This is a genomic window from Amycolatopsis palatopharyngis (assembly GCF_003385185.1).
In the GTDB taxonomy this organism is placed as follows: Bacteria; Actinomycetota; Actinomycetes; order Mycobacteriales; family Pseudonocardiaceae; genus Amycolatopsis; species Amycolatopsis palatopharyngis.
Genome location: NZ_PQHZ01000023.1, coordinates 76382 through 100424, shown reverse-complemented (window position 1 = coordinate 100424; position 24043 = coordinate 76382). Strand labels below are relative to the sequence as shown.

Sequence of the window (24043 nt, the reverse complement as noted above, 5' to 3'; positions counted from 1 at the left end):
CGAGACCATCGCGTCCGTTCGCGACGCCGGCGCCACCGTCGCCGTCGCCGGCGGAGCCATCTACAACGCCACCGACCCCGCCGCCGCCGCCAAAGAACTCAAAAAACGCGCCGCCTGACACCGCCACTCCGCTGTGTGCCGAGCACAAGCTCGGCACACAGCGGAGACCACCAACCCCACCACTCCGGCTTCACGGACGGGTTGGGTTCCGCACCGACCGAACAGCCTCGCGGTGCGCCAGACCTGGTACGCGGCAACAAAGCACGATCAGCTATCCGGCCCGCAACTAGTCGGAGAATAGTCGTCGCCGACGAGGCGCTGGTGAACCCCGCCGAGACGACTTGGAGAGAGAAAGGAAGTCGGCGTGGAAGGCCAAGAGTCAGGTGCTCGATCTACTCGGGCGACATCTGCACACGATGCATACTGCTTCTTTCTGCTACAGGCCGCGGGTGTGCTGCGGATGCGCTACGTGCAATGTACCCAGGACACCAGCCTGTCCCCGCTCGCGGCAGACGAGCTGGCAAACGTCTTCGAGGGTCTGGCCAAGAGCGATCCCGCCTTTGACCAGATCGATCCAAACGAGGCGATCGCGTTGGCGCATCGCCTTATTGATGATGATCATCCTGAGATGTCACGAATGTGGCCCAAGACTGGGTAGACAGTCGGGAGTTTCCACCGGGCGCGTTGTCGAGAGCGACTGCTGACAGGTGATCGCGAGGGCCGGTCACGTCTCCGGACGCGCAAGGACCCAATGCCAACGGCACCTGGATTCAGATCTGGTGACGATAGGTGGAGATGGTTCCACTGCGGTTCGTCGACCTTGCTTGTGATTTGCCTTGCCGGGCCGGTGAACCGCGCCGACCACGTCGCCGCCGAATACCTCGCCCCTACGGCCCGCTCGGTTGCGGGTAGTCCGTCACGTCGCAGTTTGTTGGCTACGGCCACGTCCGCCGCTCCGGCCTGGCTACCGTGACCGAGCTCGGTGCGGAAAGCGGGTGATGTGATCGCGTCTCCCGCTTCAACCGCGGACGGCCGATCCTGGACCGCCGCCCAACTTCGACGCACTCAAGGATCAATCACAGCTCAACGAGGAGTAGACGATGACCACTGCCGTTGCCACCGAAGCCCCCGCTCGATCCGCGCCCGAGGGCGACCCCTCCCTGATCGGCGTACCCACCTTCATCGTCGGCGCGACCGCGCTCGGCCTGGTGCTAACCGGGTACGTCCCAACCGGTGCTGTCGGGGCCTCGATCGCGATCATCCTGCCTGCCACGGGCCTGGGCCAACTCGTCGCAGCGGTGTGGGCTGCGGCACTGGGCCAGAGCGCAGTCGCCGCCGTGTTCGGCGTGTTCACCGGTTTCTGGTTCAGCTATGCGGCACTTGTGCTCGGCCTGATCCACGGTTGGTTCGGCATCTCCGGCGAGGCGGCGGTCTCCACACAAGGTCTGTTTCTGATCGCCTGGCTGGTCACGATCGGTCTGCTGACGCTGACCACCCTGCGACTGCCTGCGGCGTTCACGCTGCTGTTCGCGTTGATCGACGTCGCGCTCGCGCTCGTGCTGTACGGCACCGTGGGCGGCTCCACTGCTGCCACCACTGCAGGCGGATACGTTGTGTTCGCGTTCACCGCGGTCGGGGTGTACCTGTTCGCTGGCGCGCTGTCCGCCGCGACGGGCGGCAAGCCGCTGCCGCTGGGTCGTCCGGTGCTGAACTGAGGTGACACTGGGTGGGCGGCACTCTTCGGCCGCCCACCCAGTGTCAGAGCATCCCGGCTTGCCGACCCTCATACATCGTCTCCGCGCGGCTCGACGCATCGATCTTGCGCACATGGAACTTCACAGTGGTCTCGGAGATGAACAGCCGCGCGCGAATGTGGCAGGTTGCCAGCCCTAAAATCTGCAGCTCCGGCCCGTTTCCTTTCACAGCCGATCAGCACCGGCTCCTGGTAAGCCCTTAGTCACAGTGATCCCGGCCGTCAAATCCGAGCGTGCGGGCGGCCGCCGAGAACCTGGCAAACTACACGGCGACAAGGCCGACGATCAGACCGAACTGCGGGTCTGGTTCGACGGCAGCGCAGCTAGTCCGAATTAGACACGGATGCATCGTGTCCAGCGAGAGACTCGGTAAACATCGCTGCGTCCCCGAACCATCGATCGCCTGGCTCTGGTCCACAGCCGACTCGCCATCCGCGTTCACCGGTACGCTGAGCACTTCTGTGCCTTCTCACTCGCGGCAAACCTCACCTGTTGCGGAAACGTGCGCAAGCGCGAACGCGGCCACCGGCGCGCGGCACCAGGACGCGGACGCTCTGCCAGCGCGGTGCCACGGTCCGGTGATCATGACATGAGGTCGTCGAATTCGAAGTCCAGGTAGTTGTGTACGGCGACAACGCCGGGTACGCGGCGTGCTGTGCGGTCGGCGTGCTCAACCGTGCTACGTAGACCGAGTGCACCGTTGAGAGTGGCTATTCCGGCATTGACCTGGACGGTAATGCCGTCGGCTCCGGGGTGGGTACCGGCCACGAGTTCCTCGATGTCGGCCTCGATGGCGGTGTCGTCACGCAGGAACAGACGTAGAGCGTCGGGGAAGGCGAGTACGCCGACCAACTGTTGGGCGCGATTGACGACGCACAGTTGACGGAGCTGGGCCCTGACGAGCCTACGCACGGCGGCACGAAGTGGGGCTTCGGCAGCGATCGTGATCGCCGGTGTAGTCATCAGGTCGGCGGCGGTCTTGGCCGACGACTTGCGCCAGCGTGCTCGGGTCCGGCCGTTTGACAACAGTGGTCGCACGTCGGCTCCGCATTGGAATTCGAGTTTGGCCAGGACGTCAGCCTCATCCACGATCCCGATGGGCCGGCCGGCCGGGTCGATGACCGGCAGCGCGGCGACTCCCGAACCGATCATGACGGAGACGATCTCTCTGAACGGCGTGTCATACACCGCAGTGGCAACGGACCTGTTCATGATGTCGGCGACGATCGGTTCGCGCATCTGCCGCCTCTCAATGTGATCAGCTCAATGCATGATATGAGTTCCCGTCGGCGCTCGCAAACGTAGCTCTGCCAGACAACGCAGTGCGAGGCAACAACGAACCCCAACACATGATCGCGAACAAAGAATCTGTCTGGGCGATCAGCGACCATCCTGACCAACGGAATCGCGTCTTAGCAAACCCTATCGCCGCGCTCAACGCCCTCCCGCGACGAGGAGTATGCTCCGCGCCTGCGAGACGTGACAGACCTGCGATTTTGTACGCGAATGTGCCCGGGATGAGGAAGGTGACTACGGCCCCGTTGAAAGCGGTCGCGGAATGAGGTGAACTTTCCAGGATCGAGACGCTCTGGCCGGATATGTTGCGGGTGGCAGGGTCGTCGACACCGATCATTCCGCGCCTGGTATCTGCTGCGCATGTTCGGATGCGATGGGCGAAAGCAGTGGCCGGTGGCGGATTCCTCGACCGCAGTCCGTTCGTATGCCAATCAGAGAGGAATTTGGTCGTGCCCGGGAGGAGTTTTGACCTCCGCTGCCGCCGGAGCCGTTCGCGCCAGGTCAGACCTCGGGGAAGGCGAAGAACTCCAATGCGATGTTGTCCGGATCCCGGAAGGAGATCCCGCTACCGTAATGGGCGTTCTTTATGCCGTCGTGCGCGATACCCAATTCGGTCAGCTTCTGAGCCCAATGCTCCAGGTCGGTATGCGAGCCCACCGCGAAGCTTACGTGATCGAGGCCGGTGCGCTCCTCTGCGAAGCGATCGCCGGACTCTCGCCCCTGATGAGTGTGCAGGCCGAACAGCATGCCGCCGTCAAGGGCGTAGACGGTGTGGTGGAACCTACCGCCTTCCTCATCCTCGTCGAGGACGGGCCCGGCGCCGAACAGTGCCGAATACCACCTTGTGCTGCGCTCGAGGTCGCTGACGGTGATCGCGACATGCTGCAGGCCGGGGAAAGTCACGGACACTCCCTGTCTATCGGCGGATGGGTCTGTGGGGCAGAAATGGCTGGCTGTCCACCACTTGAACATACTCCTTGAACTATCCGCAAGGTCATAGTCAAGCCAAATGAGGCTCATTGTGTTTACGGATTGGTTGTGGCGATCAGTTTGTTGAGCCAGACGACCTCGGATAGCTCGGGCAGCTTCGCAGACGCTCGCGGCTTGGTGGCTGCCATTGCCTTGGGCGCGGCAGGCATCAACATGGGCACCCGGTTCCTGTGCACACGAGAGGCTCCCGTTCACGAACGCGTCAAGGAGCGAAGATCGAACGAGGCGGGGGAAATTTCTCGGACGTTCGGGGTCTCGTGCGAGGCGTCCGCGGCAGAGAGTTTTATGAGATCGGCGATCTCGATGGCGGCATATGGAGTGCAGGGGCTGATCAACGACATCCCCACCGTGGCACAACTCGTCCGCCGGATCATGACCGAGGCCGAGACACTGATCGAGTCCCGGCTCCGGGCTGCACTGCAGTGAGCGGCGGCATGTGACCTGACCCAGCTCTCAGCGTCTCCTCCTGGATCGCTCCTCGACCCGCACTGCGCACGGGCGGCCCATCCGGTTGCGCAACCAGAAGTTGCGCGACGCTTTGTGGTGTGCGACAGTGAAGCGCAACAGATGGTTGCCTATTGGAGGTCCACGATGGAGTTCAGGACGTTGGAACGCGAGATCCACATCGATGCGTCACCGGAGGTCGTGTTCGACGTGGTGAGTCGACCCGAGCACATCAGAATGTGGTGGTCGGACGACGCGTCGTTCAAGCCCGTTCCGGGTGAAGTCGGTGAACTGACCTGGGGCGACCGCGCCAAAGTCGCACCTCTGACGGTCGTCGAGGTCGACCCGCCTCGCAAGTTCGCGTTCTACTGGGTCGCTCCTGACGGCGAAACGCCCGCGGCGAACAACTCGCTGCTCGCCACCTTTGAGCTAGAGGCCTCCGGTGACGGCACGATTCTGCGCCTGACCGAGAGTGGCTGGCTGGACAAGGGCTGGGAACCTGATGTGCTCGAGGAGGCCTTCCGCGATCACGAGCGTGGCTGGAACCTGTTCCTGCCCAGGCTGCAGAACTACGCCGCGTCCGTGGCGCCGCGATGACCGTCGCCATCGACGACGAAGTCTGGTCGGCGATCGGCGACCCGGTCAGGCGCCGCCTGATCGATCTGCTGCTCGCACAGGAAGCCGGTACGCCGACTGGCCTCAGTGATCGTCTTCCGATATCGCGCCAGGCAGTCACCAAGCACCTGGGTGTTCTCGACCGCGCCGGCCTGGTGCATGCGACACCGATGGGCCGTGAGCGCCGTTACGAAGTGGACCAGGCTCAGCTCTCTCGCGCTGTCCGGCAACTGAACGAAGTCGGCAGGACCTGGGATGCACGCCTGAACCGCATCAAGCACATCGCAGAACAGATCCAGCGTCAACAGGACGACTGACGACAGATCGCCGGAATGTCACGCCCGGTCAAACGGAACAGCAGATCATGCTGCAGGAAACTCTCGTATTTGGCCCAATCCACGAAAGGTCAAGTCATGACTGAATTGCTGCTGGAGAAGAAGAATGCGGTGATCTACGGGGGCGGAGGCGCAATCGGCGGCGCCATCGCGCGGGTATTCGCCAGGGAAGGCGCACGCGTCTTCATCGCGGGTCGGACGCAGGCCAAGCTCGACGCCGTCGCGGAGGACATCACCGCCGCCGGTGGAACAGTCGAGACAGCACAGGTTGACGTATTCGATCAACAGGCGACCGAAAGGCACGCTGACGCGATCGCGGAGACGAACGGCGGCATCGACATCGCCATCAATGCCGTGAGCGTCATGCATGACCAGGGGACCATGCTCGCCGACCTCTCACTGGACGAGTTCATGCGACCAATTGACGGTTTCCTGAGGGCGATGTTCATCACCAGCAAGGCCGTGGCACGCCACATGGGTCACGAACGGCCCGGCGTCATCCTGACCTTGTCCGAACCTGGTGCCAAGCTGGCTGTCGGCGGCATTCTGGGACACGCTGCGAGCGCCGCTGGCAAGGAGGCCTTCTCGCGGGTGCTTGCCGCGGAACTGGCCCCCAGCAACATCCGGGTCATCGGCATCCGCACGCACGCTGTCGCCGACGCGCCCGCGGCAGGTTCATACACAAAGGACCTGTTCCAGCCGGGTGCGGAAGCCGCGGGGAAGACGGTCCAGGAGTTCCTCGACGACGGACTGGCCCAGGGAACGCTACTCAAGCGACTGCCGACGCTTTCTGAAGTAGCGGAAACGGCCGCGTTCCTGGCCTCAGATCGAGGTGGGGTCATGACCGGAACCACCGCCAACCTATCCGCCGGCGCACTGGTCGACTGAGGCCGCCATGTCCGATCAGACCGACAAGGCCGAACTGCTTCGTACCTTGCACGTTCCGGGTGCTCCGCTGGTGCTACCCAACGCCTGGGATGTCGGGAGTGCCCGTGCCGTCGCCGACGCGGGCTTCCCGGTGGTCGCGACCGCGAGCAACGCGATCTCCGCCGCTTTGGGCTATGCCGACGGTGAGGGCGCCCTGAGCGAGGAGATGATGTTCGTCGCCCAACGCATCGCATCCTCTGTCGACGTGCCGGTCACCGTCGACGCCGAGGCCGGCTACGGGCTGACGCCGGAGGAACTGGTCGAACTGCTGCGCGGAATCGGCGTCGTCGGCTGCAACATCGAGGACTCCGATCACGTCAACGGCGGCCTTGTCGACGCCGATGTCCGCGCCACTTACATCGCCCAGATGCGTGCGGCGGCCGGTCGCATCGGGTTGCCGCTGGTCATCAACGCCCGGATCGACTCGTTCTCCCCCTCCTCGCCTCTGGCGGGAAACCAACAGTGTGCCGATGCGGTCAGCAGGGCTGCGGCGTACTGGTCGGCAGGCGCTGACTGCGTATTCCCCATCGGAGCCGGCCTGGACGATCTCCGTGCCATCGTCGCCGAGGCCGGCGCACCGGTGAACGCTGGTCTTCCGCTCAATGGCGGGTCAATGGACGAACTTCGTGCCATCGGCGTGGCCCGGGTCTCCGTGGGGCCCCAGCTCTATCGCAGCGCGCTTGACCACCTGCACACCGATCTCCAGCGTCTTCTCGCGCTGTGCGGCTGATCGCGCTCCGGGTCTGCTCCAGCCTTCAGCGAGCCTCCGGCAATCATCGTCGGAACGCCAGTCACAACTTGGAAACGTCCTCGGGGATATCGGCTCGCCGTGCTACTCGCTGGACCGCGCCAGTAGTTCGCTGGTGAGCGGCGCACTCCGGTACCCGATCGCCGCCGCCCAACGCCGCTCCGTTGAGCTGATCTCCAAAGGCCACCCGGCGCACGCGTAACCCGGACGGTGGTCCGCTCGTTGGCTGTCAAGCGCATCCGCTGCTCTCCGGGAGGCCCCGCGTGTTCCGATCCACTCGCCGCTATCGCCGCGCCGCCGCCGTCACAATCGGCGTCGTCGCAGCTCTCGCCCTTGCCCCAGCATCCGCCTTCGCACACGGCAACGACCACGGCTCCGAGGAACGCGCGGAGAAACGCGCCAGATTCCTCGACGGTACCTCGGTCCCCATGGTGACCAGCCCGAACGTGCGTTTCGTGACGAATGTGCCGGACACGGCAGGCATCTCCGGCATCTTCGCCAAGAGCGCGCCGTACTTCTACGTGTCGAGCACCGACAGCATCAGCGTCTACGACGTGAGCGACCCGCTGAGTCCGCGGATCGTCGGCACACTGCCGAACCTGGTGTTCGAGAACGAGGCCATCAACTACGGGGAGAAGCGGGGAAAGGGCGGCGAGATCGAACGTTTCGTCCTGGTCGGCTCCGACCTCTTCCAGTACACGCCCACCGAACCCGACCATCTCGGGTTCACCAACGAGGTCGTGGTTGTTGATGTGACCGATCCGGCGAATCCCCATGTGCGCTCGCGTGTCCCGACGCAGACCAACACCCACACGATCTCGTGCGTGGACCAGACCGACTGCCGCTACGCTTACACGGCGGGACGCAACGGAGAATTCTCGGTCATCGACCTCACCGACCTCGACGATCCGAAGGAACTGCAGGTTTTCGAGTCACCGGCGGGTAAGCCGAACGAGATCTTCACCCGTGGTGCGGGGCACAAGTGGAACTTCGACGACGCCGGCTACGGCTTCCATACAGGCTCCGGCGGTACAGCGGTCTTCGACGTCAGTGACCCTGCCAAACCGGTGCCTGTCGAGGGGACAAACGAACTCGGCACCGACAACCGGCCCGAGGGTCCGAACGCGGGATGGAACAACTTCATCCACCACAACGCCTTTCGTCCGAACGCGACCCGCTTCACCGAAGGCGCCCCGCCGAGTGTCGAGAACGGCAACGTCCTCCTCGTGACCGAGGAGGACTACGCCAACGACGGCGAGGAACTGGCCTGCGACCAGGCTGGAACTTTCCAGACCTGGTACGTGCCGACCCTGGACGGCGCGGCCTACCGCGCGGGGAACCCAGACCTCGAGCCCGGCCTCGGGAACATGCGTCCGCTCGACAAGATCAACGCTCCCGCCGAGGGTGGCGGGTTGTCCACGCCGGTCGGTGGTTTCTGCTCTGGACACTGGTTCGACTACCACGGCTCAGGCATCGTCGCGCAGGGCTACTACCAGCAGGGCATGCGACTGACGGACGTGCGCGACCCGGGCGACCTCAAGCAGTACGGCTGGTTCACCTCAGGGGTGAGCGAGGTGTGGGACGCGTACTGGGTGCCGCAACGCAACAACAACGGAATCGCCACCGGCAAGCAGACGAACATCGTGTATTCCGTCGACCTCGTCCGTGGCCTTGACGTGCTGACCGTCGACCTGCCGGGTGACGAGACAATGCCGCCCATCGTTGACCTGAGTGTCGCCGACGCCTCGCAGACGGCCGCCATACCACCGAACGGCACGGGCGGCGGTGCATCCGGCACGGGATGGGTCGCACTGCTCGCCGCCGCAGTGGCCATCGCCGCACTCCGTTACCGCGGGCGATTTCCCCTCGCCTGGATGGTGAGTCTGCCGCTCACCCGTAAGCCTGCCGATCCCCACCTCCACAGGTGACCGCTCACCTGAAGTCAAAAGAAGGTGCAGACCGGCCCGTGCTCGGTCAATAGCGCGACAGAGAAGCCTTCTGTCGCGGCGAGTTGCGGGCCGGTCCACCCGGCCAGGGTGTCGGTGCGGCCTGCGGGCAGGCTCAGGCCGCAACCGAGGGTGGTGTCGAGCATCCCAGGCGGAACGCCGGTCGCGTAGCTGTCGTCCGGCGCCACTCCCCTGGGCACTACCTCAGCGGCAACGTCATCCTCGACGCGTTGGACACCCCCTGATTCCGGCCCGCCGGGGAACGCGAGGGGGGTTCGAATGTGTAGTCGCGCAGGGGAAACCTGTGGCTGGCCAACATTGTTTCGAGGGTGGGCGACGCGCGGAAGGGGACGTCGCCGTTCTCATCGAAGTAATAGCTGTTGGCCAGGGAGCAGGAGTCCTGGAAGAAGACCTGGTGCCTGCGCCGTCCGAGCATCGTGCGGAAGTACCGGTCGTTGGCTTCCTGGGTGACCTCCACCCTGCTGGCGCCGATTCGGCGCGCGTGCGTCAGGCACCGCACGATGTGCGCTGACTGGGTTTCGATGAGGTTGAAGTAGGACGAGCCGTTGTAGCCGTAGGGGCCGAGGATGGTGAACAGGTTCGGGAAGCCGGGCACGCTGACTCCCTGGTAGGCCTGGAACCGGTTCTCGTGCCAGAACTTCTCCAGATCGTTGCCGCCGGTGCCGCGCACGGTGAAGGCGGGCATGTTGCCCTTCTCGAAGACCTTGAACCCGGTCGCCAGGATCAGCACGTCCACCGGGTGCTCGGTGCCGTCCGCGGTACGCACGCCGCGCTCGGTGATGGCCGAGATGGCGGTGGTTTCCAGGGTGACGTCGGGCCGGTTGAAGGTGGGAAGGTAGTCGTTGGAGAAGCTCGGGCGTTTGCAGCCCAGCGCGTAGTCAGGTGTGAGCTTGTCGCGGGTCGCCGGATCTCGCACGGCCCTGAGCAGGTGGGCACGGGCGATCCGCTCGCCGACGCTCGCGGTGGGCAGCAGCCGGTGGAAGTGCGCGGCAAGCGGGAACGTCAGCTCCACGAACGTCTGGCTGGCCAGCCTGGCCAGCCGCTTCACGCCGGGCAACCGGTTCAGCGCCAGACGGGCGGGGCCGGACAGTGTGGTGTCCGGTTTGGGCAGACACCAGATGGGGGTGCGCTGGAAGACGGTGAGGTGCTCGACGTCCGGGGCGATGGACGGGATTACCTGTACCGCGGAGGCGCCGGTGCCGACGATCGCCGCTCGCTTGCCGCGCAGGTCCACCTCGTGGTCCCAGCGAGCGGTGTGCATGAGCGTGCCGCGGAATCCCGCCAGACCATCGATGTCCGGTGGTTTCGGCTGGGTCAGTACGCCGGTGGCGCCGATGACGAACCGCGCGGTGATGGACGCGCCGTCGGCGGTGTCCAGCCGCCACAGGTGCGTTTCCTCTTCGAACGTCGCGGCGACGACTTTCGCGCCGAGGCGGGTGCGGCGGCGGATGTCGTACTTGTCCACGCAGTACTCGGCGTAGGCCTTGAGTTCGTTGCCCGGGGCGTAGACGCGCGACCAGCGGGCGACCTGCTCGAAGGAGAATTGGTAGCTGAACGACGGGATGTCCACGGCCACGCCGGGATAGGTGTTCCAGTGCCATGCGCCGCCGAGTCCTTCGCCTTCCTCCAGCACGACGAAGTCGCCGAATCCTGCTTTGTCCAGCAGGATCGCGGCACCGATGCCGGAGAATCCGCCGCCGATGATGGCGACCTCGTGGTCCGGGAAGCTCATGCGGGACGTCCTTCCAGTGTGCGGGCGAAGATCGAACTGCTGCCGAGGACAACGACGTCGAATCGGTGCTCGATGCCCTCGGCAGTGCGCACGCCCTCAGGAACGAAGGCGTACACCGGCCAGGTGATGAGTTTGCAGTTCGACCGCTGCAGTGCGTCGTAGTAGTTCAGTCCGGATGCCAGTCGGCGGGAGCCGAACCGGCGATGTGGGGTGAGCAACTTCCGCAGCCACGGGTCCTTGACCTGCGAGCGCAGGAACGCCCGTGCCACCGCGACGCCGACGACACGCCCGCCTGGTACGGGCAGTGGCAGCATCCAGTCCGGCTCCTCCTGGAACACCTTCACCGACAGCGCGGTGGCGGCCACCTCGGGCGCGATCTGCGCGGCTTCGCGGCCCGGGGCCGCCACGGCAACTCGTTGCCCGGCGTAGTCGTGGCCGAACCATTCGGTGCCGCGCAGCACCTCGCCGGTGAAGCAGGCGATTCCCCTGCCACTCATGACGCCACCGGCTCATGGGTGATTTCCTCGGTCCACGACTGCGGCTTCCCGAGCAGCTTGGCGGGCACGCGGCTGGTGAGCTTCACCATCGGATCGGCAAGGTATTTGTGGTAGACGTGCGAGCGGTCCACGACCATCGCCGCCTGAGCCTTGAGCACGTGGTAGGCCGGGATGCGCTTGGTGAAACTGCCGCGGCTGCCGATGGTGCCGAACCGCTTCACGGCGTTGTACAACTTCTTCTCCGGCAAGCCCATCGCCACGATGTTGTCCCGCATCTTGTTGATCAGCGGCACGAACACGACCAGCAGCCCGAGTACCACCTGCGGTTTGAGATTGCCGATGGTCTCGATCAGCAGTTTGTGCCGCGGCCCGGCACCGATCAGCTCCAGCACCTGGAAGTCCACGGTGATGTGCCGCGACTCGTCGGAGTTGATGTGCTTGAACACCTGGTGGCACACCGGATCGGTGACCTCTTCGAGCAGGAATTTCACCAGTGCGCCGTCCAGCGCGCACTCCAGTAGCGGGATGAGCGTGGCGAGCCCGGTCAGCGGCAGCGTGTCGCCGAAGTTGTCGAGCACCTTGATGGCGAGTTTGACGTTGATGTCCGGCTCGGGCATGGCGCCGTCCTCGTCGAGCATTCCCCAGCGCTTCATCAGCGCTAGCTCGGCGTTGGCGTGCTTCTGCTCCTCGGCATGGAAGTAGCGGTAGATCTCCTGGATCTCCGGGGTGGGCGCCTTCTTGGCCAGCGAGGCGAAACCGCGAGCACCGACGTGCTCGATCCACACCAGGTCAGCCATGAACGGTCGCATCTTGGCGCGCAACTCGTCGGTCATCGTTTCCGCGCCAGGGGCATCCCAGTCGATGTCGGCCAGCGACCACTGTTTGTCCTTGATGGTCTGCAGCATGGCGGCAAAGTCGTGGGTCATCGATCCTCCTTGTGTTGTGGCGCCGGCACGAACCGGCCGAGCAGCCCGGCGACGCGGGCGTAGGGCGTGGGCAGCAACCGTTTGGCGTGCCAGAGCATCTGGGCGTCCGGCTGCGGCACCACGTAGAGCCGTCCGCGGTCATGCGCGTCGAGGGTCCGCCGGGCGACTCGCTCGGGCGAGAACCCGACCAGGTCCGACAACCGCTGGGCCAGCCCGCGGGCGGCGGCGTCGATGAGTTCGCCGCCGAAAATGTTGGTGCGCACGAAGGTCGGGCAGAGCACCGTGACGCCGACGCCGCTGCCGGACAGCTCGGCGGCCAGCGTCTCGGACAGGCTGACCACCCCGGCCTTGCTCACGTTGTAAGCCGCCATCCGCGGGGCGGATGTGAAGCCGGCGGCCGAGGCCACGTTGATGACACCGCCCGCGCGGGCCTGGCGCATCGCGGGCAGAAACGTGTGGCAGCCGTGGATGACGCCCCAGAGGTTCACGCCCAGTGTGCGCTGCCAGTCCGCGAGCGGGACGTCGCCGACCACTTGGCCGCCCGCGCCGATGCCCGCATTGTTCACCACCAGGTCCGGGTCCCGGCCGAGCCACGAGCGCGCAGCGTTGGCCAGGTCACCGACGTCATCAGCACTGGAGACGTCGCCGACGACGGCAAGGGCCTCGCCGCCGTCGGCCTTTACCCCGGCCACGGTTTCCTCGACGGTGGCACGGTCGAGGTCGGTGCAGACCACCCGCCCGCCGCGCCGCGCAAGCTCCACGGCGAACGCGCGCCCGATCCCGCTGCCCGCCCCGGTAACGACGGCGTGCGCGCCGTATGTCCGGCGGCCCATCAGGACGCCTCCCGCAACGGCCCCGGTGCGACGGGGGGTAGGCGGGCGGCCAGGAACTCGCAGGCCCGCTCCAGTGCGGCCCGCCCCTCGGGTATCAGCCGGGGCAGTGCCTGGAACACATGCATCTGTCCCGGGACGATCTCCAACTCGCAGTCCGAGCCCGCACGGCGCAGCACACGCGCCAGCGCCTCCGCGTCGGCGGCCAGCATCTCCCGGCCACCCGCCTGGATGAGCGTGGGCGGGAACCCGGTCACGTCATCGCCGGACAGCCGCAGGCGGGGCGAACGCGGGTCGGCGTCGCGAGCATAGAGACGGATCAACCGAGCGGCCCGCGCCGCGGAGATCATCGGGTCCCGCCGCAGCCGGTCCCGCTCGGCGGCCAGCGCGAACGTCGGGTCAAACAGCGGCGAGAACAACGCCAGCGCGGCGGGCGGCGGGCGACCCTCGCGCAGCAGTTGCAATGTCAGGTCGACAGCGAGGTGCCCACCAGCCGAGTCGCCCGCCAGCACGATCCGCCCGGGGTCGCCGACCTCCGCCACCAGCCAGTCATAGGCCGCACGCACGTCATCGGCCGCACTGGGAAACCGGTGCCGGGGCGCGAGCCGGTAGTCGCAGGCGAACACCGGCACCCCGGTACCTGCCGACACCCGGCTGGTCAGGCCGCGATGGGTTCGGGCCGAGCACAGCACATAGCCGCTGCCGTGCACGTAGAACACCGCGACGTCGTTCCGTACGACCCCTGGCCCTCGGACCCATTCGCCGCGTGGACCGGACCCGGCCGGGCCTATCCGGCTGCCCGTTAGTGGCGGGCCAAAGGTGGCCAGCGCGCTCGCCACGACCCAACGAGACAGCCGGATACCGGCCCGGTTGAGCGGAATCACCGCGGTGAGCGGGCGAAGGGTGGCCGCGGTGACGGCCGCGGCCACGTCACTGCGGATCGTCCGTACGGCCGACCTATTCTGAGGGCGCATGCCATCAGAATTGTGAATGTGAACTGTCATGTCAAGATGTACGGGTGAGCTCCTCAACCGGACCCGCCCGGCGCTACGGCGGTAAAACCGCGGATGAGCGCTGGCAGGAGCGGCGCGACGCCCTGCTCGGGTCGGCGATGGAAATCTGGCAGGAGCAGGGCTGGGCAGCGGTGACCATGCGCGGCGTGTGCGCACGCGCCAAGCTCACCGACCGCTATTTCTACGAGAGCTTCGCCAACCGCGACCAACTGCTCGTTGCCGTCTGGGACCAGATCCGGGACCAGACGCTGCAAATGCTCCTCAGGGTGATCGACGCCCGCGCCGATCAGCCTGCACTGGACCAGTTGCACGCCGCCCTGCACGCCCTCGTGCACCACCTGCAAGCCGAGCCCACCTGGGCGCAAATCCTCTTCGGCGACCATTCCGGCAGTGCCGTCCTGGAACAACGCCGAAGGCAAACCGTGCAGCAGGCCACCGACATCATGGTCGACCTCGCCCGTCCCTTCCTGCGTGACGGGGTCGACGATCAGGCCCTCCGCACCACCGTGCTTCTCGGTATCGGCGGGTTCGTCGAGATCATGCTCGCCTGGAGATCCAACCTCGTCGACGTCGACGCCGACGCACTCGTCGACCAACTCACCGGCATCAGCCAGTCACTGTCCCAAAGCTTCCTCCGCCCGGACAATCGCGATCCCCACGCGGGCACGGCGCAACCGATCGCCCAATACAGTGACCACATAGGTTGATCTGCCCCTCGGGCTCAATGCGAGGTCCAGCAGGTGCCGGGAATGCCGGAGGCAGCACACCGACCTGCGGAAACTTCGATCTGGCCTTCGCCGACGTTGCTGCCGTTGATTGTGCCCTCGGTGCCAACGAGGCCGGGTCAATCCAAACCGGGGACCACCAAGCTGACCGATCGAGAAGCTCAATAAGGCGTGGATCATGCCGTGACCGCACGCGCGCACGGAGAGCCCTTGAGAACCGACGCCGCACTCGCAAGGTCAACACCGGCATCAGCCGCCACCATGCCGTCTGCGCCCGGACCTTCTTGCCGCTGCTGCAGCGCGCACGGCTCAGCGCGGGCAGTCGGTCTGTTGACCAGCGGGCCCAGCGCTTCCAACTCGCCGGTGTCACCGAGTCCGAGCATCACATTCAGGCGCAGGTTGATCTTACGATCCAGACTCAGCAGATCAACATAGACCGCGAAAGGCTGCAGCTTCCGAAGCCGGCTGTACCCATACTCGAGACTGGTGATGAGCAGCATGCCGAAAAGATCGTACGTAAATCTCTTAAACGATCGTAAGCCATATGCCGGCTACATGAGGGCGTTGTTGTTACCGGCCAATAGTGAGTGTACAGTCACTCACGTGAGCGAAGAGCGAGCGACACTGTCTACGTCCGAGGCCCGCCGAGAGACCGTCGTGACCAGTGCCGTGAAGGTGTTCGCGCAGGGCGGTTACTCCGGCACGCCCATCACGGCGGTCGCCGAGCACGCGCGGATCTCGCCCGCGTATGTGTTCAAGCTGTTTGCCGGCAAGGTTCCGCTGTTCGTCGCAGCACTGGAGCGATGTTACGAACGAATCCTCGACGCACTCGAGGACGGGGCCGCGCGCGCCACGACACAGACCCCGGCAGGCGTACTCCACGCGATGGGCGAGGCTTATGCCGCCTTGATCGCCGATCGGGATCTACTGATGCTGCAGGTCCACGCGCAGGCCGCGACCGACATACCGGAGATCGCCTCGGCTGTCCAAAATGGCATCGCTCGCATCACCTCGTTGGCTACCAGCCGATCCCGCGCCAGCGCGGCACAGGTGCAGCGGTTCGTCGCCTATGGACAACTGTGCCACCTGCTGACCACGCTCGACGCCTTCAGCGTCGACGAGCCGTGGGCGACCACGCTGACCGACGGCGTCCGACACCACCCAGCGGAAGGAGGTGAGCAGACATGACCCGCACGGCAACGCGATGGTTTGCACTGATGCCCCTGGCAGTCCTTGACGTCATCATGTTCGTCGCCTGGAACTGATCCAACCCCGCCCGCGGTCCGACAGCGGGCGCTTCTTTTGACCGCTGTAGTGATTGATCAGTCACTCACAACTCGAGGAGTATCCCGATGCCTCAGGAAGCCGACAGCCGCACTCCCGTTCCCGGCGAACTCATCGCCTGGCGAATCACGCTCGCGGTCCTCGTTATCGCCGCCGTACTAATGCTCGGCGCGTGGAACTAGCGGACCGTCCAGCACGCAATCGACATATCGATCCACTCCAGGAGAACACCCATGAGCAGCACAGACCTGCACGTCGTACTCGGAGCCGGGCCGGCGGGTACCGCGATCGCCGCCGAACTGGCAGGCCGCGGCCTCGCGGTGCGCCATGTCGACCGGGAAACGATCAACGGTGCGCCGACCGGTGTCGAGACGCATCAGGCCGACATTTCCAGACCGGAGGCGGCAATCGCCGCGACCGACTCCGCATCCGTCATCTACCACGCGATCAACGTGGCCTACCACCGCCAGGTCGAGGCCATGCCCACGATCGCGAACAACATCCTCACCGCGGCCGAGCGGCACGGCGCGAAGCTTGTCGTGCTCGACACGCTCTACCCCTACGGCGAGGCCGATGGTGAACACATCACGGAGGCCACACCATGGGCGGCGACCAGCCGGAAGGGAAAGCTGCGCGCCGAACTCGACCGGCGCTATCTAGGTGCCCACTCCTCCGGCGCCGTGCTCACCGCGATGGGCCGCTCGGCCGACTTCTTCGGCCCTGGCGTGCTCAACTCCACCCTCGGCGCCGCGTTCTTCCCGGGAGCACTGACCGGGCAGTCCGCACTTGCCTTCGGCGATATCCAGCTACCACACAGCTACAGCTACATCCGCGACATCGCTCACGGGCTGGCCACGCTCGGCACCACCGACCGTGGTGACGGCAAAATCTGGCACCTGCCGACGGTCCCCGCTCTCAGCACCACCGAGATCCACCGCATCGTCGAGGACATCACTGGCAAACCCATCGAGGTCGACCTGCTGACCGAAGCGAAACCCTACGGCCCCTTCGACGAAACGTTCATGGCGGAGTACGCCGAGATGTTCTACCAGCACCGCATCCCGCAGAACATGGTCTCCACCGCATTCGAAAACACCTTCGGGCAGCACCCGACCCCTCTGCGCGATGCGTTACGCGACACCATCGACTGGTACCGCGAGTACCTCGTGCGGACCTGAGGCCGAAGGAGCGGCCGAGGCCGTGCAGGAGTGATTCGGCCGTTCACTGAACGAAGCCCGGCGTCGTTGTCGTCGAGACAGGCGCCGGGCTTCGGCCGGTGGTGGGGTGTGCGACTGCCCCGTCATCCGGTCAGCGGCTGAGGAATTCATATGAGCTGGGGCGCTCTGGCAGCGAACCCTCGCCCTGCCGCCGACGGCAACACCCACATCACCAACCCCATCCATCGGCTCCACCCCATCAAACCCGGCCCGACCTTCCACGGCCTGTGCCACAGCCGCAAACCTGGCTCATCGACGACGGCGTCCTTTCCCTCAGACGTTGCCGGAGGTGTTGTACAGGCCGAAACCGTTCGGCCTGAAGGAATCTGCTGGGGCGGTGCCGAAGTAGCCGTCGTCTTTGGTGTTGTGGTGAGGGAAGTTGCCCTGCCAGATGTTGACTCCGATCGGTCCGTCTTCGCCCGTGGGAAGCTCACCGCGATCAGCACTTCCCGGAGCCGGCTGATCAGGCGTGCTACCGGTGGTTCCGCGGGTCGCCGGTGACGCGAGACGGGTGATGACCACGACGGCCACCGCTACAGCCAAACCGAGCAGGCTGCTGGTCGTTTCGGGGGCAAGCATCGCAAGGCCGGCGAGGGATCCGATGATTCGCGCGACCCAGTGCATGGGCCGGTTGATCCCCGCCATCCAGCCTTCGAAGCTGTAGGCCATCATCGTCACACCCAGGACGGCCATGCCGAACGTGAACGCAATCTCCGGAAGGCTCGCCTGGCCGACCAGAGCGGGGTTGAGCGCGAAGCAGAACGGGATGACGTACTTGACCACGCCTAGCCGCATGGCCGTCAGACTGGTCTGCATGGGTCGTGTCCCTGCGATGCCCGCGGCCGCAAAGGCTGCTAGGGCCACCGGAGGAGTGATGTAGGAGACGGTGGCCCAGTAGATGACGAACAGGTGCGCGGCGATCGGGTCGATTCCCAACGCGACAATCGCGGGCGCCATCACGATAGCCAGGAACACGTAGACCGCCGAGACGGTCATGCCCATGCCCAGCACGAACGAGGTGACCGCGCCGGCGAAGAGAATCAGAAGTACATTGTCTCCCACCAGTACAACCAGCTCTCGGGCCAGCGACAGTGAGACCCCCGACATGGACAGGCCGCCCACGATCAAACCGACACCCGCGATGATGCCCAGGATTTCCGCAATCGTCTTACCCGCGGCGAAAAACATCTCGACCAGGCCCCGAAGCGTCAACCGCTCGGTTCGCCTCAAGGCAGCGACCATGATGAGAGCCGCGACGATGATGAACGGTGCCTGAGCCTCCCTGCGGTAGACCACCAGCAGCACCAGCAGACCCGCCAATGCCACAACGTAGGGCCAACCGGACACCAGCACGGGCAGCGTCCGAGGCAGCTTGGCCCGCGGCATGCCGCTGAGCTTGGACTTCGCCGAGAACGCATCGATCTGCGCGAAAATGCCGAGGAAGTAGAGCACAGCGGGAATGGCTGCTGCCACCGCGACCTCTCGATAGGGAACGCCGACGAACGACACCATCAGGAACGCCGCGGCGCCCATGATCGGGGGTGTGATCGAGCCACCGGAGGAAGCGGTGGCCTCCACACCCGCCGCGTACCGGCCCGGAAACCCCCCCTTCTTCATCGCCGGGATGGTCATCGGACCGGTTGTCAGCACGTTGGACACCGCACTGCCGCTCATCATGCCCATCGAGGCCGAGCTCACGACCGAGACCTTCGCCGATCCTCCCCGGGCATGCCCGAACAGCGACTGCGCGAACTCGAAGAAAAAGCGCGCACCGCCGGTGTGCTTGAGCACCACGCCGAAGAACAGAAAGCCGATGAGGATGCTCGCCGCCGCCTGCAACGGCAGGCCCAGAATGCTGTCCCCACCCATGGCGTGCATCCGGGCCGCGCTGGGCAGGTCGAACTCGATGCCCTGGAGAAACCCGATGGGCACATGACCCGCGAACAAGGGGTAGACCGAGAACACCACGGCGATCACCGCCACCACCGGCCCTGCCGTCCGACGCAGCGCCTCGACAACCAAGACCCACAACACGAAGCTGAAGGCCAGCGCTAGCGGAGGGCCGGTGTAGTCCCACCCCATGGTGACGATGTTCTCCGCGTTATAGGCGAAGTAGACGTTCACCACGATCGCGCCGACGAACAGGAGCATGTCGTACCAGGCGACGTTCCTCGTGGATTCCTTGCGAGCGGGGAAAATCACGAACACCAGCGGGAGAAAGATCGCCAGGATGGCGTACAGGAACTGCGCCTGAAGCAACGTGCCGCCGAACGGGTTCCAGAAGAACGCCTGGCTTACCGTCAACAGCAGCCCCAGCACGGTGAAGGATATGACGACCGCGCGCCAGAAGGTGTTGCACCGTACGTTCATGTCGAATGATCCTCTCTCTGGAGCGTCCCTGCGACGTTCAACCATGTCGCCGGGCCGGGGCATCTACCGCGCCCGGCCACACCGCGATATGCGGCCCCTCATTCAGCCGGGACGTTCTTGTCTTTCCAGGCTGTCCATGCCTTTCCGACGTTGCCGTCGCCTGCGTCCTCGATGAAGCCGTTCCACCCGGCCCTGAGCGCTTCCCCGCGCTTGATCAACTGGTTGTTCCGGGCCTCGGCCTCAGCGCTCCAGGCGTCGTTCTCCTCGAGGAACCGGACCAAGCCCGGGTGAAAGGGGACCTGCCGCGGCTCGGTCTGAATGTTCTCCAGGCTCCAGGCGGGAGTGTTGGCTGTCGCGTCTTTGTAGCTGTCGAAGTTGCCATGAATGGCCTTGACGGTCTCGTACACCAGCGTCTGATCGGCCTCAGCCCACGCCACGACCGGTACGGCGTAGCGGAGACCCACGGCCGTTTCGCCCTTCTCCTGGCCGGGCGCTTCATCGAACACCCCGATCTCGACGGAGGGAGCGGTGTCTTCGATGGCCTCGACCTTCGCCACGGAGTCGTCGTCGATACTCAACCAGCGCACCGGGAACGCGCTTTCCAACTCATAGAGCGCCGCTCCGTATACCGCGTGGAACAGGACGTCGATCTTGCCTGCCTTCAGCGCATCAGGCTGTTCGCCATATCCCATCTCCACCACCTGCACGTCGTCCCAGGTGAGTCCTCCGTAGGCAAGGTATGCCTCCAGCTTGTTGTTCACCGAGGGATTGGCGGTGGTCCGCGGGAACCGTTTGCCGCGCAGGTCCTCGACGTTCTGGATGCCAGAGTCGTCCCGCACAAGCAATCCGGTGTCTAGCGGGGCAGGCCACACCACGCGAACGTCTTGCGGTCCCCACTCCTTGGTGGCGAAGTCATGGTCGCCCTCGAAGGCGTAGATGTAGTCATCACCTGTCCGCGACATCTGGGCCTGCCCGTTGCGTACCGGTGTCAGCCGACCGATGGCCGTGTCCGAGGTGATGATCCGGATCCTCGTGCCCTGGTTCGTGGTTATTGCGTTGGCGACCGCGGCCGCGTCGGCGTAGGTTGAGGTCCCGGTGCCATACGTACTCCACACGATCTGGCTCGGCAGACCCTCGCCGTCGGCGCCTGGAGCCCCGGAAGTGCCGCAGGCGATCAGGCCAAGGGTTCCAACGATGGCGAAGGCAGTCGTAGCAATTGCTTTCCTCATGACGTTTGTGCTCCTCAAGTGAGCCAAATCGTTCGCCGACAGTGCTTTGCACAACACACTCCCCGAACGATTGACATAGATCCAATACGTCCTGTCGGTTAACTATTGCGTTGCGAGTATCAAAATTCCTCTTCACGAGGTTCGGGCGTGACAGAGTGCGTCAACCGTCGGATCGCTTCGTCCTCGTACCCGAGTTGGGCGAGCACCTCATGGTTGTGTTGACCGAGCATCGGTGGTGCGGTGCGAACTTCGGGCCGCGAACCGCGGTAGCTGACCGGGAAGGCGACCTGGTCGAGCGGGCCGACGGCGGGATGATCCACCGTAGTGACCATCCCGAGCGCCTCGGTCTGTGGACAGCTGTAAATCTCATCCAGCGTCCGGATCGATGTGGCCGGGACGCCGCCGCTTTTCAGAGCGCCACACCAGTTGCTGACGGTGTCGCCGCTTAGCGTCGCGTCGAGTTCGGCGTTGAGTTCTTTGCGGTGATTCACCCGGTCTCTGTTAGTGGTGAACCTCGGGTCCGCAGCCAGATCGGCACGGTCAATCACCTCGCACAACCGCTGCCATAGTTGGTCGTTGCCCACGGCGATCACGAAATAACCATCTGACGCCGGGTAGGCCTGATACGGCACGAGACTCGGATGCCCCGAGCCCAGTCGAGACGGCGTCTCACCGGTGGCGAAATACCCGGTCGCCCAGTTGATGTGCAAGGCAAGCTGCGACTCGTACAGCGAGGTTGTCACACACTGGCCGAGGCCCGTACGGGCGCGTTCAACGAGCGCCGACAGGACACCGATGACGCCGAACAGGGCCGCACTGAGGTCACCCATCGCATACCCGGCCTTGACCGGCGGGCCTCCTGGCTCGCCGGTAAGCGACATGAGACCCGCCGCCGCCTGCGCCACCATGTCGTAGCCGGGCTCAGCGCGCAAAGGACCAGTCTCGCCGAACGCGGAGACGTGCAGTACCACCAGTTTCGGATATGTCGCACTGAGTGCTTCGTGGTCGAACACCCGTGCCAGTGAGCTACCCGGCCGGAAGTTCTCGACGACTACATCGGCGCCTGCGATGAGGCGGTGCACCGCCTCCTGCCCATCCGGCGACTTCAGGTCGAGCGTTACCGAACGCTTGTTGCGATTGGTCGCCAGGTAGTACGTCGCATCCGGCCCATTGAACGGAGGGCCCCAGTGCCTGGTCGGGTCGCCCCCGTCAGGATGCTCAACCTTGATAACATCCGCACCGAGATCGGCCAACGACATGGTCACGTAGGGACCGGCCAGAATCTTCGACAGATCCACGACCCTGATGCCCTTGAGTGGCGCCGGGCGGTGCCGCGTTGCGCCCTGCGCCAGCCCGCACTGCGCTGTGTCCGCTTCACGCATATGCGACCTCCTGGCGATCCAGTGCGGCCAAGGCAACGTCCAGGGACACGTGGCCACCGTCGGCCAGTTCTCCCAGGTAGTCGAGAGCGATGTGCGGCCTCGTCATCGCGGAATCCAGCAAGCACACGTAGGTGTTCGCGACCAACAACTTGCGATACCGACGGTTTCCTGCCTCGTGCGCTGCCTGCTCCACCAACAGCGACGCCATCACGGTGTGTGTCATCGACTCGGCATAACTGCCGATCCGCGCCTGCTGCTCGTCCGGCGCCCTGCCCAGCAGTTCCTCACCCTCGTTTCGGACTGCCTCCCATCGCTTGACGAGCGCCGCAACCGTGTTCTGCACATCGGGATTCTCGATGGCGCGTAGCCGCCCGTCGTACTCGTCGACAACAGTGCGGTGCAAAGCTTCACGCCGCATGCACCGCAGGACGTCGAGCGCGATTACATTGGAGGAACCTTCCCAGATCGACCCCAGGTGCGCGTCACGCAACAGCCTGGGGTTGACCCAGTCCTCGATGTAACCGTTGCCTCCGCGAACCTCCATCGCCTCGCCGGTGACCCGACGCGCCTGCTTGCACACCGTGTATTTGGCCAGCGGCGTCAGCATCCGGATCAGCCGTCGCGAGTAGGCATCGCCTGCGTCAGCCTCGTCAAGCCGGACCGCCGCCTCGAGAACCAGTCCTAGCGCGGCCTCGGTGTCGAGGAGCATGGGCAACAACGTCACGCGCATCAATGGCTGGTCGAACAACGACTTTCCGAAGACATTCCGGCCGCGAGTGTGCTCGATCGACTCGAACACGGCCCGACGCATCAAGGCGCAGGCCCGCATAGCATTGGACAAGCGGGAGACGTTGAGCATCTCCGCCATCTGACGGAATCCGTCGGCGAGCTCACCTACCGGAAGCGCATACGCGTCCTCGAGCGTGACCTCCCCACTGGCCATCGACCTGCTTCCGAGTTTGTCCTTGAGCCGATCTATGCGGTAGGTGTTTCGGTTACCGTCCGGAAGCAGCCGGGGGACCAGGAACATACCGAGGCCCCTGGTCCCCGCGCCTTGGCCAGGAACCCGTGCCAGCGTCAGGATGACATCGGCCGAGACATTGGACGCGAACCACTTGTTCCCGCGCAATGTCCAATGTGTACCATGGTTGGTCGCCTCGGTCGCTGTCTGCGCGATGTCGGTTCCGCCCTGCTTCTCTGTCATGAACATCGCTCCTGTGGACAGCGAACTCATGTCCGTTGCGGTAAGCGCAGCGATCTCCTCCGCGAATCGGTCCGGATCGAACATACGGAGGATGCGGGCTGCCGAATCCGTCATCGACATCGGACACGCCAGCCCGAACTCAGCTTGCACGAAGAGGTAGGACAGCGAGTACTTCACCACGTGCGGCGCAGGTGCGGGCCAACCCAGCACGCCGGAACGGTGCGACATCGCGGCAAGGCCGAATCGCCCGAACGCCAACTCCACCATCCGCGCGTAAGCAGGATGGTAGTCAACTTCATCGATTCGCTCACCGCTCGGCGAGTACTGACGCAACACCGGCGGATTGGCATCAGCGGTGGCGGCGAGCCGATCGAGCTCGCCCGCCGCAAGTGCACCGAGCTCGGTGAGCATCGGCTCAAGGCGTGCTCGGTCCGCAGGCGACAGCAACCTGTCCACCAGCGGGCGCAACGCGGGGTCACGGTCGGCAAAATTCATTATGACCTTTCGATCAAGCGAAGAGTGAGGATTGTGAGCGGGTGGCCGTTCCCGTTCTGGAGA

The 24043-nt window shown here is 65.0% G+C and carries 23 protein-coding genes and 1 pseudogene; 11 read left to right on the top strand and 13 right to left on the bottom strand.

Features of this window, described 5'->3' with window-relative positions:
* Positions 1-460 precede the first annotated feature (460 nt).
* Positions 461-658 (top strand): hypothetical protein, encoded by a 198-nt coding sequence (locus D0C15_RS18855; protein WP_245975983.1) that lies wholly within the window; start codon positions 461-463, stop codon positions 656-658.
* A 442-nt stretch (positions 659-1100) separates the two neighbouring features.
* Positions 1101-1715 (top strand): GPR1/FUN34/YaaH family transporter, encoded by a 615-nt coding sequence (locus D0C15_RS18850; protein ID WP_116047174.1) that lies wholly within the window; start codon positions 1101-1103, stop codon positions 1713-1715.
* Positions 1716-2336: 621 nt separating this feature from the next.
* Here the strand turns inward: D0C15_RS18850 and D0C15_RS18845 are convergent.
* Both D0C15_RS18845 and D0C15_RS18835 read right to left on the bottom strand, forming a co-directional pair.
* Positions 2337-2993 (bottom strand): CBS domain-containing protein, encoded by a 657-nt coding sequence (locus D0C15_RS18845; RefSeq protein ID WP_245975980.1) that lies wholly within the window; start codon positions 2991-2993, stop codon positions 2337-2339.
* Between the two features lie 558 nt (positions 2994-3551).
* Positions 3552-3953, bottom strand: coding sequence for a VOC family protein (locus tag D0C15_RS18835; RefSeq protein ID WP_211323255.1), 402 nt, complete (start codon positions 3951-3953; stop codon positions 3552-3554).
* Positions 3954-4124: 171 nt separating this feature from the next.
* Between D0C15_RS18835 and D0C15_RS18830 the strand changes: the two are divergent.
* The 6 genes and pseudogenes from D0C15_RS18830 to D0C15_RS18805 form a co-directional block, all read left to right on the top strand.
* Positions 4125-4466: pseudogene (locus D0C15_RS18830) on the top strand (nitronate monooxygenase); the annotation flags it as partial.
* A gap of 165 nt (positions 4467-4631) precedes the next feature.
* Positions 4632-5081, top strand: coding sequence for an SRPBCC domain-containing protein (locus D0C15_RS18825; RefSeq protein WP_116047167.1), 450 nt, complete (start codon positions 4632-4634; stop codon positions 5079-5081).
* Positions 5078-5416, top strand: a complete 339-nt coding sequence (locus D0C15_RS18820; RefSeq protein WP_116047165.1) for an ArsR/SmtB family transcription factor — start codon at positions 5078-5080, stop codon at positions 5414-5416. The genes D0C15_RS18825 and D0C15_RS18820 overlap by 4 nt, the downstream gene beginning before the upstream one ends.
* A 96-nt stretch (positions 5417-5512) precedes the next feature.
* Positions 5513-6322 carry an SDR family NAD(P)-dependent oxidoreductase gene (locus D0C15_RS18815; protein WP_116047163.1) on the top strand — a complete coding sequence of 270 codons (810 nt, stop codon included), beginning with the start codon at positions 5513-5515 and terminating at the stop codon, positions 6320-6322.
* A gap of 7 nt (positions 6323-6329) precedes the next feature.
* The gene (locus tag D0C15_RS18810; protein WP_116047160.1) at positions 6330-7091 is read left to right on the top strand and encodes an isocitrate lyase/PEP mutase family protein; all 762 of its coding nucleotides are present in this window, start codon (positions 6330-6332) and stop codon (positions 7089-7091) included.
* Between the two features lie 281 nt (positions 7092-7372).
* The gene (locus D0C15_RS18805; RefSeq protein WP_116047158.1) at positions 7373-9037 is read left to right on the top strand and encodes an LVIVD repeat-containing protein; all 1665 of its coding nucleotides are present in this window, start codon (positions 7373-7375) and stop codon (positions 9035-9037) included.
* Positions 9038-9051: 14 nt separating this feature from the next.
* Here D0C15_RS18805 and D0C15_RS18800 read toward each other — a convergent pair whose 3' ends face one another.
* The 6 genes from D0C15_RS18800 to D0C15_RS18775 are packed head-to-tail and all read right to left on the bottom strand — an operon-like array spanning position 9052 to position 14035.
* Positions 9052-9255 carry a hypothetical protein gene (locus D0C15_RS18800; RefSeq protein WP_162830143.1) on the bottom strand — a complete coding sequence of 68 codons (204 nt, stop codon included), beginning with the start codon at positions 9253-9255 and terminating at the stop codon, positions 9052-9054.
* A complete protein-coding gene (locus D0C15_RS18795; RefSeq protein ID WP_116047154.1) occupies positions 9255-10808 on the bottom strand; it encodes a flavin-containing monooxygenase in 1554 nt (517 codons plus the stop codon). The genes D0C15_RS18800 and D0C15_RS18795 overlap by 1 nt, the downstream gene beginning before the upstream one ends.
* On the bottom strand, positions 10805-11305 hold the full coding sequence (locus D0C15_RS18790) for an NAD(P)/FAD-dependent oxidoreductase (RefSeq protein WP_116047152.1): 501 nt from the start codon (positions 11303-11305) through the stop codon (positions 10805-10807). The genes D0C15_RS18795 and D0C15_RS18790 overlap by 4 nt, the downstream gene beginning before the upstream one ends.
* Positions 11302-12231, bottom strand: coding sequence for a ferritin-like domain-containing protein (locus D0C15_RS18785; RefSeq protein ID WP_116047150.1), 930 nt, complete (start codon positions 12229-12231; stop codon positions 11302-11304). The genes D0C15_RS18790 and D0C15_RS18785 overlap by 4 nt, the downstream gene beginning before the upstream one ends.
* Positions 12228-13064: an SDR family NAD(P)-dependent oxidoreductase gene (locus tag D0C15_RS18780; RefSeq protein WP_116047147.1), complete on the bottom strand. Its 837-nt coding sequence runs from the start codon at positions 13062-13064 to the stop codon at positions 12228-12230. The genes D0C15_RS18785 and D0C15_RS18780 overlap by 4 nt, the downstream gene beginning before the upstream one ends.
* Positions 13064-14035, bottom strand: coding sequence for an alpha/beta hydrolase (locus tag D0C15_RS18775; RefSeq protein ID WP_245975974.1), 972 nt, complete (start codon positions 14033-14035; stop codon positions 13064-13066). The genes D0C15_RS18780 and D0C15_RS18775 overlap by 1 nt, the downstream gene beginning before the upstream one ends.
* Before the next feature lie 44 nt (positions 14036-14079).
* Here D0C15_RS18775 and D0C15_RS18770 point away from each other — a divergent pair, with 44 nt between their 5' ends.
* Positions 14080-14781, top strand: a complete 702-nt coding sequence (locus tag D0C15_RS18770; protein ID WP_245975968.1) for a TetR/AcrR family transcriptional regulator — start codon at positions 14080-14082, stop codon at positions 14779-14781.
* 194 nt (positions 14782-14975) lie between these two features.
* On the opposite strand, the gene D0C15_RS18765 is transcribed toward D0C15_RS18770, so the two are convergent.
* The gene (locus D0C15_RS18765; protein WP_116047141.1) at positions 14976-15299 is read right to left on the bottom strand and encodes a hypothetical protein; all 324 of its coding nucleotides are present in this window, start codon (positions 15297-15299) and stop codon (positions 14976-14978) included.
* A gap of 103 nt (positions 15300-15402) precedes the next feature.
* Here D0C15_RS18765 and D0C15_RS18760 point away from each other — a divergent pair, with 103 nt between their 5' ends.
* Both D0C15_RS18760 and D0C15_RS18755 read left to right on the top strand, forming a co-directional pair.
* Positions 15403-15987, top strand: coding sequence for a TetR/AcrR family transcriptional regulator (locus D0C15_RS18760; RefSeq protein ID WP_116047138.1), 585 nt, complete (start codon positions 15403-15405; stop codon positions 15985-15987).
* Between the two features lie 329 nt (positions 15988-16316).
* Complete coding sequence (locus D0C15_RS18755) at positions 16317-17261, top strand: NAD-dependent epimerase/dehydratase family protein (RefSeq protein WP_116047137.1); 945 nt, start codon at positions 16317-16319, stop codon at positions 17259-17261.
* Between the two features lie 312 nt (positions 17262-17573).
* Here the strand turns inward: D0C15_RS18755 and D0C15_RS35080 are convergent, their stop codons facing one another.
* The 4 genes from D0C15_RS35080 to D0C15_RS18735 all read right to left on the bottom strand — a co-directional run bounded on the left by D0C15_RS35080 (position 17574) and on the right by D0C15_RS18735 (position 23980).
* Complete coding sequence (locus tag D0C15_RS35080) at positions 17574-19670, bottom strand: TRAP transporter fused permease subunit (RefSeq protein ID WP_162830142.1); 2097 nt, start codon at positions 19668-19670, stop codon at positions 17574-17576.
* A 98-nt stretch (positions 19671-19768) separates the two neighbouring features.
* A complete protein-coding gene (locus D0C15_RS18745; RefSeq protein ID WP_116047134.1) occupies positions 19769-20899 on the bottom strand; it encodes a TAXI family TRAP transporter solute-binding subunit in 1131 nt (376 codons plus the stop codon).
* A 119-nt stretch (positions 20900-21018) separates the two neighbouring features.
* Complete coding sequence (locus D0C15_RS18740; protein ID WP_116047132.1) at positions 21019-22281, bottom strand: CaiB/BaiF CoA transferase family protein; 1263 nt, start codon at positions 22279-22281, stop codon at positions 21019-21021.
* Positions 22274-23980, bottom strand: coding sequence for an acyl-CoA dehydrogenase family protein (locus D0C15_RS18735; protein WP_116047130.1), 1707 nt, complete (start codon positions 23978-23980; stop codon positions 22274-22276). Before D0C15_RS18735 ends, D0C15_RS18740 begins: the two co-directional genes overlap by 8 nt.
* Positions 23981-24043 lie beyond the last annotated feature (63 nt).